This window comes from Pseudomonas sp. 7P_10.2_Bac1, from assembly GCF_025465935.1.
Classification (GTDB): domain Bacteria; phylum Pseudomonadota; class Gammaproteobacteria; order Pseudomonadales; family Pseudomonadaceae; genus Aquipseudomonas.
Map to the genome: position 1 here is coordinate 1 of NZ_JANLNV010000067.1, position 15,246 is coordinate 15,246.

The 15,246-nt window shown below is 59.8% G+C and carries 14 protein-coding genes; all 14 read right to left on the reverse strand.

From position 1 onward, the window contains the following. Positions 1 to 361 precede the first annotated feature (361 nt). Entirely contained in the window at positions 362 to 754 is a 393-nt protein-coding gene (locus NTD86_RS13945) for a DUF2802 domain-containing protein (protein ID WP_262203060.1), read from the reverse strand. Then, positions 755 to 1,234, reverse strand: coding sequence for a chemotaxis protein CheW (locus NTD86_RS13950; protein WP_262203062.1), 480 nt, complete (start codon positions 1,232 to 1,234; stop codon positions 755 to 757). A gap of 65 nt (positions 1,235 to 1,299) precedes the next feature. Continuing rightward, positions 1,300 to 2,109 (reverse strand): CheW domain-containing protein, encoded by an 810-nt coding sequence (locus NTD86_RS13955; protein WP_262203063.1) that lies wholly within the window; start codon positions 2,107 to 2,109, stop codon positions 1,300 to 1,302. Positions 2,110 to 2,193: 84 nt separating this feature from the next. Further along, positions 2,194 to 2,982 carry a ParA family protein gene (locus tag NTD86_RS13960; RefSeq protein ID WP_262203064.1) on the reverse strand — a complete coding sequence of 263 codons (789 nt, stop codon included), beginning with the start codon at positions 2,980 to 2,982 and terminating at the stop codon, positions 2,194 to 2,196. Positions 2,983 to 3,032: 50 nt separating this feature from the next. Further along, positions 3,033 to 3,923, reverse strand: coding sequence for a flagellar motor protein MotD (gene motD / locus NTD86_RS13965; RefSeq protein ID WP_262203066.1), 891 nt, complete (start codon positions 3,921 to 3,923; stop codon positions 3,033 to 3,035). Positions 3,924 to 3,925: 2 nt separating this feature from the next. Beyond that, positions 3,926 to 4,666, reverse strand: coding sequence for a flagellar motor protein (locus tag NTD86_RS13970; protein ID WP_262203067.1), 741 nt, complete (start codon positions 4,664 to 4,666; stop codon positions 3,926 to 3,928). After that, positions 4,666 to 5,787, reverse strand: a complete 1,122-nt coding sequence (locus NTD86_RS13975; RefSeq protein ID WP_262203069.1) for a chemotaxis response regulator protein-glutamate methylesterase — start codon at positions 5,785 to 5,787, stop codon at positions 4,666 to 4,668. The genes NTD86_RS13970 and NTD86_RS13975 overlap by 1 nt, the downstream gene beginning before the upstream one ends. A gap of 49 nt (positions 5,788 to 5,836) precedes the next feature. After that, the gene (locus NTD86_RS13980; RefSeq protein WP_262203071.1) at positions 5,837 to 8,071 is read right to left on the reverse strand and encodes a chemotaxis protein CheA; all 2,235 of its coding nucleotides are present in this window, start codon (positions 8,069 to 8,071) and stop codon (positions 5,837 to 5,839) included. Between the two features lie 65 nt (positions 8,072 to 8,136). Then, the gene (locus NTD86_RS13985; protein ID WP_262203073.1) at positions 8,137 to 8,925 is read right to left on the reverse strand and encodes a protein phosphatase CheZ; all 789 of its coding nucleotides are present in this window, start codon (positions 8,923 to 8,925) and stop codon (positions 8,137 to 8,139) included. A 20-nt stretch (positions 8,926 to 8,945) separates the two neighbouring features. Beyond that, positions 8,946 to 9,317: a chemotaxis response regulator CheY gene (locus NTD86_RS13990; RefSeq protein ID WP_262203074.1), complete on the reverse strand. Its 372-nt coding sequence runs from the start codon at positions 9,315 to 9,317 to the stop codon at positions 8,946 to 8,948. Between the two features lie 162 nt (positions 9,318 to 9,479). After that, positions 9,480 to 10,223, reverse strand: coding sequence for an RNA polymerase sigma factor FliA (gene fliA, locus NTD86_RS13995; protein WP_262203118.1), 744 nt, complete (start codon positions 10,221 to 10,223; stop codon positions 9,480 to 9,482). Continuing rightward, on the reverse strand, positions 10,220 to 11,050 hold the full coding sequence (gene fleN / locus NTD86_RS14000) for a flagellar synthesis regulator FleN (RefSeq protein ID WP_262203076.1): 831 nt from the start codon (positions 11,048 to 11,050) through the stop codon (positions 10,220 to 10,222). The genes fliA and fleN overlap by 4 nt, the downstream gene beginning before the upstream one ends. 117 nt (positions 11,051 to 11,167) lie before the next feature. Further along, entirely contained in the window at positions 11,168 to 12,487 is a 1,320-nt protein-coding gene (flhF, locus tag NTD86_RS14005) for a flagellar biosynthesis protein FlhF (RefSeq protein ID WP_262203077.1), read from the reverse strand. An 11-nt stretch (positions 12,488 to 12,498) separates the two neighbouring features. Further along, a complete protein-coding gene (gene flhA, locus NTD86_RS14010; protein ID WP_262203120.1) occupies positions 12,499 to 14,628 on the reverse strand; it encodes a flagellar biosynthesis protein FlhA in 2,130 nt (709 codons plus the stop codon). Positions 14,629 to 15,246: the final 618 nt, after the last annotated feature.

Sequence of the window (15,246 nt, forward strand, 5' to 3'; positions counted from 1 at the left end):
GCGGCAATGAAAGAATGATTGAGTACATATCCATTCGATGAGTAACGGCCACTTGGGGTTACGCCCTTACGGCGTGTCACTTTGCAAAAGCGGCAAAGTAACCAAAACGCTCTTGCCCCTACCCCTCGGTGCCTCGCTGTGGCTCGGCATACCCTCACCACAGGCCTTGCTCCGTGGGCACGCCGCGATCGGCCATCCATGGCCGTGTCGCGGCTAACCCGGCGTCCTGCCGGGTTACCCACTACGCAAAACCTGCGCTCGGCCAGCAGGGTTTAATGGGGCCTTTAACATCTAGATCACAAGCCAGATCAACAGCCAGATCAACTGCCGGGTGGGCTATGTTCGACAAGCGCTTCGAATGTCAGCCCTTGTGCATCTTGCTCATCAACTCGGCCTCGGCCTGGGTCAGACCGCATGATTGGGTCAATTCGTCGATGCTGGCGCCCATGCCGACCAGTCGGGCCGCCTGATCGAATGACAGGCTGGTGGGGTCACGCTGTTCCAGACGGGTCAGTTTTTCCGGTAAAGGAGCCACCACCGAACGCATTTCATGCAGTTCTTCACCCATTTGCACGTTGCCGTTCTGGTAGGTGTCCAAACGACGGCCAAGTTCCTTGAGGCGACGGTCGCGCTGGGCATCAGCCGCAGCCTGGCGGGCGGCGAGCACGCGCTGCTTGCGCACGTAGACCACCATGGCGCCCACGGTTGCGGCCCATAGAAGGCCCAGCACGATTACCGCCACCTCAAGCATCAATCACATGTTCTCCAGGTCTGACCACTCTTCTTCGGTCATCATTTTGTTCAGCTCGACCAGAATCAGCAACTCGCCGTTCTTGTTGCACACGCCCTGAATGAACTTGGCCGACTCTTCATTGCCCACATTGGGCGCCGTTTCGATTTCAGACTGACGCAGATACACCACTTCAGCCACGCTGTCGACCAGAATACCGACCACTTGCTTGTCAGCCTCGATGATGACAATGCGGGTGTTATCGCTGACATCAGTACCCGGCAAGCCAAAACGCTGGCGGGTGTCGATGACGGTCACTACGTTGCCGCGCAGGTTGATGATGCCCAAAACGTAAGAAGGCGCACCCGGCACCGGGGCGATTTCGGTGTAACGCAGCACTTCCTGTACTTGCATCACATTGATGCCGTAGGTCTCGTTGTCCAGCTTGAAGGTGACCCATTGCAAGATCGGATCTTCGGAACCCTGTGCGGCTGATTTGTTCATACCCCAAACCCCTGACTAAAAACCTTAACGGTGTGTGTGATCTACCCGCGCCAAAGCCGGGCGATTTACGTGTCTGTCTGCTGCGCGGCGTCTGTCGTGTGCCGGGTCGCACCGCTGGCGATCAATTGCGCCAGTTCGGCCACATCCAGCAATGCGCACATGTGTTCGATCACGGTACCCGCCAACCACGGGCGCTGCCCGCGCTGCGAACGCCATTTGATCTGGTTGGGGTCCAGGCGCAAGGCACGGCTGACTTGATGCACCGCCAGTCCCCATTCATAGCCCTGTACCGAAATAACGTATTGCAGCCCCTCGCGAAAATCATCGCGGTAGCGCTCGGGCATCACCCAGCGCGCCGTGTCCAGCACGTTGAGCTTGCCGCTCTGGCTCGGCAGGATCCCCAAAAACCATTCGGGCTGGCCGAACAGCGGGGTCAGTTCACGGCCTTGCAACGAGTAAATCGAGCCCAGGCAGATAAGCGGTACTGCGAGCGTCAGCCCCGCCACATCGAACAATAAGCACTCGAACGGCTCGCTGGCCCAGGCTGGGCGACGATCGTCCTGCACCGGCAAGCGAGTGCCAAAGGCAACCGATCGTTGCACCTCCAACACCGGCGGCGTCAGTAATCCGCCATCGGGCAGCACCTCGGCCAACGGCAACGCGAGCGCCACTGGCGGCTCCTGGGTCACCGTACGAGCATCGCGAACCTGCTCTTCAAGCACCGCGGCGGCGAAGTCGTCCAGCGCTTCGGGTTCGGGCACGGCCGCTGGCGGTTCCTGCGCCGGTACTTGCTCGGTGGCATCAAACAGCAAGTTGTCCAGATAGGACTGCAACGCCACTTGTGGGCTTGCAGTCAGCGCGACCGGTTGCTTCATCAGGTGCCTCACTCAACCCTGGCGCGACCTTTACCTGTCAAGGTTATCGGCCGTGCCATGCAGATACTTGAATGCACGCCCAGCTCACACCGCTTGCGGTGCGAGTTGCTGGGTCAACATATGTTTGAGCAACGCGCGATACGCAATTGCGCCACGGCTTTTGCTGTCGAACTGCGACGGGGTCAGCCCTGCCCGGCTGGCATCGCGCAGCCGCGTGTCAACCGGGATAAAACCCTGCCACAGCGTTTCGGGGTGCGAATCACGCAACACCCGCAACGTACTCATCGAGGCTTGGGTGCGACGGTCAAACAGGGTCGGCACAATGCAGAACGGCAACGCCTGTTTGCGCGAGCGATTGATCATCGCCAGCGTATTGACCATGCGCTCCAGACCCATGAGGGCCAAGTGCTCGGTTTGCACCGGGATGATCAACTGCTGGCTGGCCGCCAAGGCATTGACCATCAGGACGCCAAGCAACGGCGGGCTGTCGATGATGGCGTAATCGTAGTCTTGCCACAGCTGCGCCAGACCCCGGGCAATCACCAGGCCCAGGCCACTCTGGCCCGGCGACTGGCGCTCCAGCGTGGCCAGCGCGGTGCTGGCGGGCAACAAGGCAATCTGCTCGTTGCTGGTGGGCAACAGCAATTGCGCGGTCAACCCGTCAGGCACTTGGCCCTTATGTAAAAACAGGTCGTAGTTGCTGTGCTCAAGGGCATCGGGGTCATAACCGAAGTAACTGGTCATGGAGCCATGCGGATCGAGGTCGACCACGACCACGCGCTTGCCCGCCTCAGCCAGCAAACCCGCCAGGGCGATGGATGTGGTGGTCTTGCCGACTCCACCTTTTTGATTAGCTACTGTCCAGACTCTCATTCGGTTATTCCTCCCGGTTGCACGCGTGCCGACCGAGAATTGCCATGCACTTATAGGGACGGTGACGGGGAATTGACGGCATTCCCACGAACCAACGGCGTTGATCGAGGCGGTGCAGTTTGTGTGCCAGCACGCATCAAGGCGGCATCCGGTGTGACGTTGGCGGTGCCGCTGCTGGTCAAGCTGCGGCGAACGTCCAGATTGCGCGACACCACCAGAACCACTCGACGGTTGAGCGCACGCCCTTCAGGCGTGCCGTTATTGGCCACCGGCTGGTACTCGGCATAACCCACCGACGCCATGCGTCCGGGGTCGACACCTTGCATGGCCAGCATGCGCACAATGCTCGCCGAGCGTGCCGACGACAGTTCCCAGTTGGTGGGATATTGCGCAGTACGGATCGGCAGGTTATCGGTAAAGCCTTCGACGTGAATCGGGTTGTCGAAAGGTTTGAGAATCGCCGCCACCTTGTCGATGATGTTGAACGCCAGGTCACTGGGCATCGCGTCACCACTGCCAAACAGCAGGCTGGAGTTGAGTTCGATCTCGACCCACAACTCGTTGCCACGCACCGTGAGCTGATTGGAAGCAATCAGATCGCCAAAGGCCTGGGTGATTTCATTGGCAATGGTTTTGAGTGGATCGTCCTGCGCCTGCCCCAACCCTGCGTCGGTGTTTTCACTGTCTTTGATCAGTGGCTCGGCGGGCTTGGTGGTCAGCGGGCGCTCCTCGCCCACCGGGATCGGCTTGATGCTGCGTTCGGTGTCATTGAACACCCCCACCAGCGCCTGGGAAATCACCTTGTACTTGCCTTCGTTAATCGATGAGATCGAATACATCACTACAAAAAAAGCAAACAACAAGGTGATGAAGTCCGCGTAGGACACCAGCCAGCGTTCGTGATTGACGTGCTCTTCGGCAGCGCGGCGGCGACGGCTCATCGTTACCCCGTAAACCCTTGGAGTTTGAGTTCGATGGCCCGCGGGTTCTCACCCTCGGCAATCGACAGAATGCCTTCGAGCAACATCTCGCGGTACAGCGACTGGCGCATGGCGATGGCCTTGAGTTTGCTGGCAATCGGCAACAACACCAGGTTGGCACTGGCCACCCCGTAGATGGTCGCCACAAACGCCACGGCAATGCCGCTGCCCAGCTGGCTTGGGTCGGCCAGGTTGCCCATCACATGGATCAGGCCCATCACCGCGCCGATGATGCCGATGGTCGGCGCATAACCGCCCATGCATTCAAACACCTTGGCCGCCTCAATATCACGGGCTTCCTGGGTCATGTAATCCACTTCCAGCACGCTGCGAATGGCTTCGGGTTCAACCCCGTCGACCAGCAATTGCAGGCCCTTGCGCGAGTAACTGTCGGGCTCGGCATCGGCCATGCCTTCGAGCCCCAGCAAACCTTCCTTGCGCGCGGTGAGGCTCCAGTTGACGACCCGGTTGATACCGCCTGCCATGTCGATGTGCGGCGGAAATAAAATCCAGCGCACGGTCTGAATCGCCCGCTTGAAGGCGCTCATCGGCGACTGCAACAGCGCCGCGCCAATGGTGCCACCCAGCACGATGAGCGCCGCCGGGCCGTTGGCCAGCGCGCCCAGGTGACCCCCTTCCAGATAATTGCCGCCGATAATGGCGACAAAGGCCATGATGATGCCGATCAGGCTGAGCACGTCCATCAGTGGCACGCCTCGACCAAGTGACGACCCATGTCATCGAGGCTGTACACCGCGTCGGCCAGGTTGGCCTTGACGATGGCCATCGGCATGCCATAGATCACACAGCTCGCCTCATCCTGTGCCCACACCTGGCTGCCGCCCTGTTTGAGCAAGCGCGCGCCTTCACGGCCATCGGCGCCCATGCCGGTCAAGACAACCGCCAAAACTTTGTCGCCGTAAGTTTTGGCCGCAGAGCCAAAGGTAATGTCGACGCTGGGCTTGTAGTTCAGGCGCTCATCGCCCGGCAGAATTCTTACCGCACCTCGTCCGTCGATCATCATTTGCTTGCCCCCCGGCGCCAACAGGGCCAGCCCCGGGCGCAGGGTGTCGCCGTCCTCGGCTTCCTTGACGGTGATGCGGCACAGTTTGTCCAGACGTTCGGCAAAGGCTTTGGTGAACGCTGCCGGCATGTGCTGCACCAGTACGATGGGCGCCGGAAAGTTGCCCGGCAATTGGGTCAGCACTCGTTGCAAGGCCACCGGACCACCGGTCGACGTGCCAATGGCCACCAGTTTGTAAGGCTTGCGCTTGGGCGCGGGTGAGTGCGGCACCGCAGCCGGGGCTGGGCGGCTGGCAATCGGTGGCGTACGGGTTGGCGAAGACGTTGGCACAGGTGCAGGCGCGCGGCTGACGGGCGCGGCCACCGGGGCGGGTGACGCGGCGCTGTAGCTGGACAGGCGGCGATTGCTGCGCGAAATGGTGTGGACCTTCTCACACAGCAGTTGCTTGACCTTCTCGGGGTTGCGCGAAATGTCTTCGAAGTTCTTCGGCAGAAAGTCCACGGCCCCGGCGTCCAGCGCATCGAGGGTGACGCGGGCGCCTTCATGGGTCAGCGATGAAAACATCAACACCGGCGTCGGGCAGCGCTGCATGATGTGACGCACCGCAGTAATGCCATCCATCATCGGCATTTCATAGTCCATGGTGATCACGTCAGGCTTGAGCGCCAACGCTTGATCAATGGCTTCCTTGCCATTGGTGGCGGTGCCGATCACGTTTATCGTCGGGTCGGCCGACAGTATTTCCGACACTCGGCGGCGGAAAAAACCTGAATCGTCCACCACCAGGACCTTGACTACCATAAACACTCCGTTAGGCGCCGGGGTGCGCTGGCGCCCCCTGCAACCAGAATCAAATACGCCGCGAGGCGTAGTGCTTGAGCATGCTCGGCACGTCCAGGATCAAGGCAATGCGACCGTCACCGGTAATGGTGGCGCCCGACATGCCCGGCGTGCCCTGAAGCATTTTGCCCAACGGTTTGATGACCACCTCTTCCTGGCCCACCAGTTGATCGACCACAAAGCCGATACGCTGGGTGCCAATCGACACAATCACAACATGCCCTTCGCGCTGCTCTTCGTGCACGGCCGAGGCCACCAGCCAGCGCTTGAGATAGAACAGCGGCAGTGCCTTGTCGCGCACAATCACCACTTCCTGGCCGTCCACCACGTTGGTGCGCGACAGGTCGAGGTGGAAAATTTCGTTGACATTGACCAGCGGGAAGGCGAACGCCTGGTTGCCGAGCATGACCATCAGGGTCGGCATGATCGCCAGGGTCAGCGGCACCTTGATGACGATCTTCGAGCCTTTGCCCAAGGTCGACTCAATGGCAAGCGAACCATTGAGCTGGGCAATTTTGGTTTTCACCACGTCCATGCCCACGCCACGCCCCGACACGTCGGAGATTTCGGTCTTGGTCGAGAAACCCGGGGCAAAGATCAGGTTGTAGCAGTCGTTTTCGCTCAGACGGTCAGCGGCATCCTTGTCCATCAGGCCTTTTTTCACCGCAATGGCGCGCAACACGTTGGCGTCCATGCCTTTGCCGTCGTCCGAGATCGACAGCAAGATATGGTCGCCTTCCTGCTCAGCCGACAACACCACCCTCCCGCACCGCGACTTGCCAGCGGCTTCGCGTTCTTCGGGGGTTTCACAGCCGTGGTCAACCGCGTTGCGCACCAAGTGCACCAGCGGGTCGGCCAGTGCTTCCACCAGGTTCTTGTCGAGATCGGTTTCTTCGCCGACCAGCTCCAGGCTGATTTCCTTTTTCAGCTGGCGGGCCAGATCGCGGACCAGACGCGGGAACCGCCCGAAGACTTTCTTGATCGGCTGCATGCGGGTCTTCATGACCGAGGTTTGCAGATCAGCGGTGACCACATCGAGGTTGGACAGCGCCTTGGCCATGGCTTCGTCGTGGATGTTCAGGCCCAGTCGCACCAGACGGTTACGCACCAGCACCAGTTCGCCGACCATGTTCATGATCTCGTCGAGCCGTGCGGTGTCTACCCGAACCGTGGTTTCGGCTTCCGAAGCCACGGGTTTTTCCTGGGGCGGCGGCGCGGGCCGCGCAGGTGTCGGGCGCGCAGCCGGCGCCTTGGCTTCGGGCTTGCTGGCGATCGGAGCCTGCACGGCCGCTGTGCTGGCTGCGCTCGCCCCTGCACTGACGGTCGCAGCGACCACAGGGCTGTCGACCGAAAACTGGCCCTTGCCATGCAGTTCGTCGAGCAGCGCTTCAAATTCCTGATCGGTAATGTGATCGGCTGGCACTTGCGCCGCCGGCTCGTCGGCCACTGTTGCGGGTGCTGCAGCGACCGCCTCCAGAGCATCGGCGCTGAACGAACCCTTGCCATGCAGCTGGTCCAGCAGCGCTTCGAATTCATCGTCGGTGATTTCATGGCTGGCCGCAGCGGGCTCAGCCGGCGCTGGATCCGTCACGCTTGTGGTGACCGCATCCGGGGAGAACTTGCCCTTGCCGTGCAACTGGTCAAGCAGGGACTCGAACTCGGCGTCGCTGATTTCGTCATTCAGGGCTGCAGCGTCTGTGGCCTGCAGCTCTGCGGCCGCATCGGCCTTGACGGCATTCAGCGAGTCGAGCAGTTGTTCGAATTCGTTGTCGGTAATATCGCCGATGTCATCGTTGGGTGCGGCTTCAACCACCGGCGCAGACGCTGCGGGCGCCGGGGTCGATACGCTGACGTCAGCCGGCTCGGCCAGGCGTGCCAGGGCCGCCAGCAATTGAGGGGACGCGGCCGTGATCGGGCTGCGCTCGCGCACCTGGGCAAACATTGCGTTGACCGCGTCCAGCGCTTCCAGCACCACGTCCATCAACTCCGCGTCCACGTGGCGCTCACCCTTGCGCAGGATGTCGAACACGTTCTCGGCGATGTGGCAGCACTCCACCAACTCATTGAGCTGCAGGAAGCCGGCGCCTCCTTTTACAGTGTGAAAACCGCGAAAAATAGCATTGAGCAAGTCAGCGTCATCCGGGCGGCTCTCAAGCTCGACCAGTTGTTCAGACAGCAACTCTAAAATTTCGCCGGCCTCAACCAAAAAATCCTGAAGGATTTCTTCATCGGCGCCGAAGCTCATGTGTGTGCTCCTTGAGGGAGGACCTTTCAGCGCCGGACGTCAGCGCCCGCACGCCTACTCAAGACCTAGAAACCTAAACTGGACAGCAAATCGTCTACATCATCCTGGCCGGATACGACGTCACTACGCTTATCGGCATGAATCTGCGGACCTTCACCCTGAGTCAGGTTTTTTTGCGATTTATTTTCTGCACGCAACGCGTCGTGGTCATGTTCGATCCCGGCAACGCGGTCGACCTGGCTGGCCATCAGCACCAGCTTGAGCAAGTTCTGCTCGACGTCGGTGACCAACTGCGTGACCCGCTTGATCACTTGACCGGTGAGGTCCTGGTAATCCTGGGCCAGCAGAATGTCAGTCAGGTTACTGGACACGATCTGCTGCTCGGCTTCGCTGCGCGTCAAAAAACTGTCTACCCGACGCGCCAGGTCGCGAAACTCTTCAGCACCGATTTCGCGACGCATAAAACGCCCCCAATCGGCGCTCAAGGCCTTGGCTTCCTGGCCCAGGCCATTGACCAACGGCGTGCAGTTCTCGACCAGATCCATGGTCCGGTTAGCGGCGGCTTCCGTGAGTTTCACAACATACGCCAGGCGCTCGGTCGCATCCGTGATCTGCGACACCTCTTCGGCGCGCGGCATGGTCGGGTCAATATGAAAATCGACGATGGCGTTGTGCAACTCACGCGTCAGCTTGCCGACTTCTCTATACAGGCCGCGATCACGGGTCTGGTTCAGTTCGTGAATCAGCTGGACCGCGTCACCGAACTGGCCTTTTTCCAGGCTTTCGACCAGTTCGTGAGCATGTTTTTTCAGGGTCGATTCAAATTCGCCCGTTGTTGCTTGTTGCCGCTCCATAGCGCCCCCCGGGGAACCGTTCAACCGATGCGTTCAAAGATCTTTTCGATCTTGTCTTTGAGTGCGATAGCGGTGAATGGCTTGACCACATAACCGTTCACCCCGGCTTGGGCAGCCTCGATGATCTGCTCGCGCTTGGCTTCGGCCGTCACCATCAGTACCGGCAGGTGTTTGAGTTTTTCGTCGGCGCGTACATGGCGCAGCAAATCGATACCGGTCATGCCCGGCATGTTCCAGTCGGTCACCAGAAAGTCGATGTGCCCCAGGTTGAGGATCGGGATGGCAGTGGTACCGTCATCGGCCTCAATCGTGTTGGTGAACCCGAGGTCACGCAACAGGTTTTTAATGATCCGCCTCATCGTTGAAAAATCATCAACGATGAGGATTTTCATGTTCTTGTCCAATTCGACCTCCAGCAGTCTTAAACGCGTTCACAACGGGACCGCGCCATTCAATCAATTCGGTTTGTTGCACATCTAAACCCGTAGGAGCGAGCTTGCCTCGCGATCTTTTGATCGTTTGAAAGACCGCGAGACAAGCTCGTTACGGGGGGTTCAATGCGCTCGCCACTGCCCCAAACGTGCGCGCAGACGGGCCGCGCACTGGCTGTGCAACTGGCTGACACGCGACTCGCTCACCCCCAGTACCTCACCGATTTCCTTGAGGTTGAGCTCTTCGTCGTAGTACAGCGCCAACACCAGCCGCTCACGCTCGGGCAGCAAACTGATCGCCTCGGCCAGCGCGGCCTGGAAGCGTTCGTCTTCCAGGTCTCGCGACGGCTCAAGATGGGCACTCGCGCCATCTTCATGCAGACCTTCGTGCTCACCGTCCTGCAGCAGATCGTCGAAACTGAACAGACGACTGCCCAGGGTGTCGTTCAAGATGGCGTAATAATCATCAAGGCTTAACTGGAGTTCGGCCGCAACCTCGTGATCTTTAGCGTCACAGCCGGTTTTTGCTTCAATAACGCGAATTGCGTCACTGACCATGCGCGTATTGCGGTGCACCGAGCGCGGCGCCCAGTCCCCTTTGCGCACTTCATCGAGCATCGCGCCGCGTATACGAATACCGGCGTAAGTCTCAAAACTCGCGCCTTTGCTGGCGTCGTACTTGCTCGACACTTCGAGCAGGCCGATCATCCCGGCCTGGATCAGGTCGTCCACCTGGACACTGGCCGGCAAACGCGCCAACAGGTGATACGCGATGCGCTTGACCAACGGCGCATAGCGCTCGATCAGCTCGTATTGGCTGTCACGCGACGGCTTGCTGTACATGCGATAGCCGCTGGCAGTCATCAGACTCGTCCTCCACCCGCTTGCTGTACCAAGCGTTCGACAAAGAATTCCAGATGGCCGCGCGGGTTTGCCGGCAGAGGCCACGTATCGACTTTTTGCGCAATGGCCTTGAACGCCAGCGAGCATTTGGAACGCGGGAAAGCTTCGTACACGGCGCGTTGCTTTTGCACGGCCTTGCGCACGCACTCGTCGTACGGCACAGCGCCCACATATTGCAGGGCAACGTCGAGAAAGCGGTCGGTGACCTTGGTCAGCTTGGCGAACAGGTTGCGTCCTTCCTGCGGGCTCTGGGCCATATTGGCCAGTACCCGGAAACGATTCATGCCGTAGTCGCGGTTGAGCAACTTGATCAACGCGTAGGCGTCGGTGATCGAAGTGGGCTCATCGCACACCACCAGCAGCACTTCCTGGGCGGCGCGGACAAAGCTGACCACGGACTCGCCGATCCCGGCAGCGGTATCAATCACCAGCACATCCAGGTTGTCGCTCAGGTCGCTGAACGCCTGGATCAACCCCGCGTGTTGCGCCGGGCTCAACTGCACCATGCTCTGGGTGCCGGACGCTGCCGGCACTATGCGAATCCCACCGGGCCCCTGGAGCAAGACATCACGCAGCTCACAGCGCCCCTCGACCACATCGGCCAGGGTAAATTTCGGTGTCAGCCCCAACAGGACATCAACATTCGCCAACCCCAGATCGGCGTCCATCAACATGACGCGCCTGCCCAGTTCGGCCAGCGCGATGGACAAATTGACTGACACGTTAGTTTTACCGACGCCACCCTTGCCGCCGGTCACTGCGATCACCTGTACGGGATGCATGCTGCCCATGATCTTTTTTTACCTTGTCTTACTTAGACGCGGCTACAGAGAGTGCTGCGTGTTCCCCCAGGAACAACACTGTGCAGACCATCAATGTAGGTACATTGCAACGTATTCATCTCTACCCTAACCCACCCGTTTGGGCGGGCTGTGGTAGATGTCAGCGAACATATCGGCCATGGCTTCTTCGCTGGGTTCTTCCTGCATTTGCACACTCACCGCCCGGCTCACCAACTGGTGGCGACGCGGCAAGTGCAAGTCATCGGGAATCCGCGGACCGTCCGTGAGGTACGCCACGGGCAGTTCATTGCTGATCGCCAGGCTCAACACTTCGCCCAGGCTCGCTGTTTCATCCAGCTTGGTCAGGATGCAACCTGCCAGCCCGCACCGCTTGTAACTGAGGTAAGCCGCTGACAGCACCTGCTTCTGGCTCGTGGTGGCCAGCACCAGATAATTGCGGGCCTTGATCCCGCGCCCCGCAAGGCTGTCCAGTTGCAGGCGCAACGCCGGGTCACTGGCCTGCAGGCCCGCGGTATCAACCAGCACGACGCGCTTGCGCGCTAGCGGCTCCAGGGTCTGGCCCAACGACTGGCCGGGGGCCACGTGGGTCACCGGTACATTGAGAATGCGCCCCAGGGTTTTAAGCTGCTCCTGGGCGCCGATACGAAAGCTGTCCATGCTCACCAATGCAATGTTTTGCGCGCCGTACTTGAGTACATAGCGTGCCGCCAGCTTGGCCAGCGTTGTGGTTTTGCCCATGCCTGCAGGACCGACCATCGCGATCACTCCGCCCTCTTCCAGCGGCTCCAGTTCAGGGGTCGTTATCATGCGCGCCAGGTGCGCCAGCAACATGCGCCAGGCTTGGCGCGGGTCTTCAATGCCGGCCACCTGGGTCAACAAATCGTGTGACAACGGACCGGACAAACCGATGCGCTGCAAGCGTCGCCACAAGTTGGCCTGCTCGGGCCTGGAGCCTTGCAACTGGTTCCAGGCCAACGAGCCCAACTGCACTTCAAGCAATTCGCGCAGACCATTGAGTTCATTGCGCATGTCGTCAAACACACGCTGGTCAATCGAGGGCGCGGCGGCCGGAGGCGGCGTGGGCCGTGACGGCTCTTCCAGCCGTGGCTCAATCAAGGGCTCGGCAGCGGTCAGCGGCAGGCCTGCAAACAATTGGCGGCTGGCTTCGGTGTCGCCTTCTGCACGCAAGCTCAGCTCAGCCTGGGCCGAAACAATCTTCGATTGGGTCTTGCGCAGTTCTTCTTCCAGCTCAACGTTGGGCACACGCGGTGCCAACGCAGACAGCTTGTAGTCCAGTGCCGCGGTCAATTCCACGCCACCGGCGATCCGGCGATTGCCAATAATGGCGGCATCAGCGCCCAATTCATCACGAATGAGTTTCATGGCCTGACGCATGTCGGCGGCGAAAAATCGCTTCACTTGCATAAATCAAACCCTCAGCCGTTAGGGCCTACTGTCGCAACGATCGTCACTTGCTTGTTGTCAGGGATTTCCTGGTACGCCAGCACGTGCAGGTTAGGCACCGCCAAGCGGCCAAACCGCGAAAGCATCGCGCGTACCGGGCCTGCCACCAGCAAGATCACCGGGTTACCTTGCATCTCCTGACGCTGAGCAGCATCGATCAGCGAACGCTGGAGTTTTTCAGCCATGCTTGGCTCCAGCAACACACCGTCTTCCTGACCTTGGCCGGCCTTCTGCAAACTATTGAGCAATATTTGTTCCAACCTTGGCTCCAAGGTGATCACAGGCAGCTCAGACTCAACGCCGACAATGCTTTGCACGATGGCGCGGGACAAGCCGACCCGCACGGCGGCAACCAAAGCGGCAGTATCTTGACTCTTATGGGCATTGTTGGCGACGGCCTCGGCAATGCTGCGAATGTCGCGGACCGGCACCTGCTCGGCCAGTAGCGCCTGCAACACTTTGAGCAATTGCGACAGGCTCAGCACGCCCGGCACCAACTCTTCCGCCAATTTGGGCGACGATTTGGCCAGCAGCTGCATCAGTTGCTGCACTTCTTCATGACCAATCAGCTCATGGGAATGCTTGTACAGAATCTGGTTGAGGTGCGTCGCCACCACCGTACTGGCATCCACTACGGTATAGCCCAGCGATTGCGCCTGACTGCGCTGGCTGACCTCAATCCACACTGCTTCCAGACCAAAGGCCGGATCTTTGGCGGTAATCCCGTTGAGGGTGCCAAACACTTGGCCGGGGTTGATCGCCAGTTCGCGGTCCGGGTAAATCTCGGCCTCGGCCAAAATCACCCCCATGAGCGTCAGGCGATAGGCACTGGGCGCCAGATCGAGGTTGTCGCGAATGTGCACGGTGGGCATCAAAAAGCCCAGGTCCTGGGACAGCTTTTTACGTACGCCCTTGATCCGCGCCAGCAACTGCCCGCCCTGATTGCGGTCCACCAGCGGGATCAGGCGATAGCCCACTTCCAGGCCGATCATGTCGATGGGCGTCACGTCATCCCAGCCCAGCTCCTTGGTTTCCTGGGCGCGGGCCGGCGAAGGCAACAGCTCTTGCTGACGCTGCACTTCCTGCAGAGCCTGAGCCTTGGCCACGTTTTGCTTTTTCCACATCCAGTAAGCGGCGCCACCGGCCACAGCTGCCAGGCTGAGGAAAGAAATATGCGGCATGCCCGGCACGATCCCCATGACCGCCATCAAGCCTGCCGACACCGCCAGCGCCTTGGGCGAGGCAAACATCTGCCGGTTGATCTGCTTGCCCATGTCTTCGGAGCCCGAAGCCCGGGTGACCATGATCGCGGCGGCGGTCGATAGCAGCAGCGACGGCAATTGCGCCACCAGGCCGTCACCGATGGTCAGCAAGGCGTAGACCTTGCCCGCTTCGCTGAAACTCATGCTGTGCTGGAAAATGCCGACTGCCATGCCGCCGATCAGGTTGATAAACAGAATCAGCAGACCGGCGATGGCGTCCCCGCGCACGAACTTGCTGGCACCGTCCATGGAACCGTAGAACTCGGCCTCTTGGGCGACTTCCTGACGGCGCTGCTTGGCCTGGTTCTGGTCGATCAGCCCGGCGTTGAGGTCGGCGTCGATCGCCATTTGTTTGCCGGGCATGGCATCGAGGGTAAAGCGCGCGCTCACTTCGGAAATTCGCCCGGCACCCTTGGTGACTACCACGAAGTTGATGATCATCAAAATCGCGAACACCACCATACCGACCACGTAGTTGCCGCCGATGACCACCTCACCGAAGGCCTGGATTACCTTACCGGCTGCGGCGTGGCCTTCCTGGCCGTGGAGCATGACAACCCGGGTCGAGGCCACGTTGAGCGCCAGCCGCATCAGCGTCGCCACCAGCAAAATGGTGGGGAACACCGCGAAATCCAGGGGCCGCAGCGCATACACACACACCAGCAGCACCACAATCGACAGCGCGATGTTGAACGTGAAGAACACATCGAGCAGGAACGCAGGGATTGGCAACATCATCATTGCCAGCATCACCAGCAACAACAGCGGCACGCCCAACTGCCCCTGACCCAAACCGGCCAGACCGTTGCGTGCGGTGTTGATTAACTGAGAGCGATCCAGTGACATGCGTAAACCTTTAGCAAACTTTTGACGCCAGATGCGTCTAGAAGCCTGCCATTGCAAGAAGCCTTCCAACTTTTGGGGGGCAGCTCAAATTGTAGGAGCAGGCTGGCCTCGCGATGGTTTGATCTTGAAATGTCTTGCCGGAACACCTACTGCGCAACACCTTCACTTGGCTGTGGATCAAGATCAACAGATCGCGAGACAAGCTCGCTCCTACAGGGGTTGTGGTTACACCGGTCTTTGGCATGCAACACATCCTGTGGCGCATTGCGATTGATCAGTAAAGCGGGATGCAAGCTGAATTCGTCATAAGCTATGCCCAATGGCTAAAAGCAAAAGCCCCCATCGTCACCAAACCTGATCGCCATGAGGGCAAACGCCAACATCTGTAGGACCGAGCTTGTCTCGCTCCTACAGGAGGGTGTGGTTACACCGGTCTTTGGCATGCAACACATCCTGTGGCGCATTGCGATTGATCAGTAAAGCGGGATGCAAGCTGAATTCGTCATAAGTTATGCCCAATGGCTAAAAGCAAAAGCCCCCATCGTCACCAAACCTGATCGCCTGAGGGCAAACGCCAACATCTGTAGGAGCGAGCTCGTCTCGCGATCGTTT

What these genes read in the sequence shown, in the direction of transcription:
- flhF (WP_262203077.1), bottom strand. Translation starts at nt 12,487, where the DNA reads ATGCAAGTGAAGCGATTTTTCGCCGCCGACATGCGTCAGGCCATGAAA.
- NTD86_RS13980 (WP_262203071.1), bottom strand. Translation starts at nt 8,071, where the DNA reads ATGAGCTTCGGCGCCGATGAAGAAATCCTTCAGGATTTTTTGGTTGAG.
- NTD86_RS13970 (WP_262203067.1), bottom strand. Translation starts at nt 4,666, where the DNA reads ATGGACGTGCTCAGCCTGATCGGCATCATCATGGCCTTTGTCGCCATT.
- NTD86_RS13975 (WP_262203069.1), bottom strand. Translation starts at nt 5,787, where the DNA reads ATGGTAGTCAAGGTCCTGGTGGTGGACGATTCAGGTTTTTTCCGCCGC.
- NTD86_RS13990 (WP_262203074.1), bottom strand. Translation starts at nt 9,317, where the DNA reads ATGAAAATCCTCATCGTTGATGATTTTTCAACGATGAGGCGGATCATT.
- NTD86_RS13960 (WP_262203064.1), bottom strand. Translation starts at nt 2,982, where the DNA reads ATGAGAGTCTGGACAGTAGCTAATCAAAAAGGTGGAGTCGGCAAGACC.
- fleN (WP_262203076.1), bottom strand. Translation starts at nt 11,050, where the DNA reads ATGGGCAGCATGCATCCCGTACAGGTGATCGCAGTGACCGGCGGCAAG.
- NTD86_RS13985 (WP_262203073.1), bottom strand. Translation starts at nt 8,925, where the DNA reads ATGGAGCGGCAACAAGCAACAACGGGCGAATTTGAATCGACCCTGAAA.
- NTD86_RS13955 (WP_262203063.1), bottom strand. Translation starts at nt 2,109, where the DNA reads ATGAAGCAACCGGTCGCGCTGACTGCAAGCCCACAAGTGGCGTTGCAG.
- NTD86_RS13950 (WP_262203062.1), bottom strand. Translation starts at nt 1,234, where the DNA reads ATGAACAAATCAGCCGCACAGGGTTCCGAAGATCCGATCTTGCAATGG.
- motD (WP_262203066.1), bottom strand. Translation starts at nt 3,923, where the DNA reads ATGAGCCGTCGCCGCCGCGCTGCCGAAGAGCACGTCAATCACGAACGC.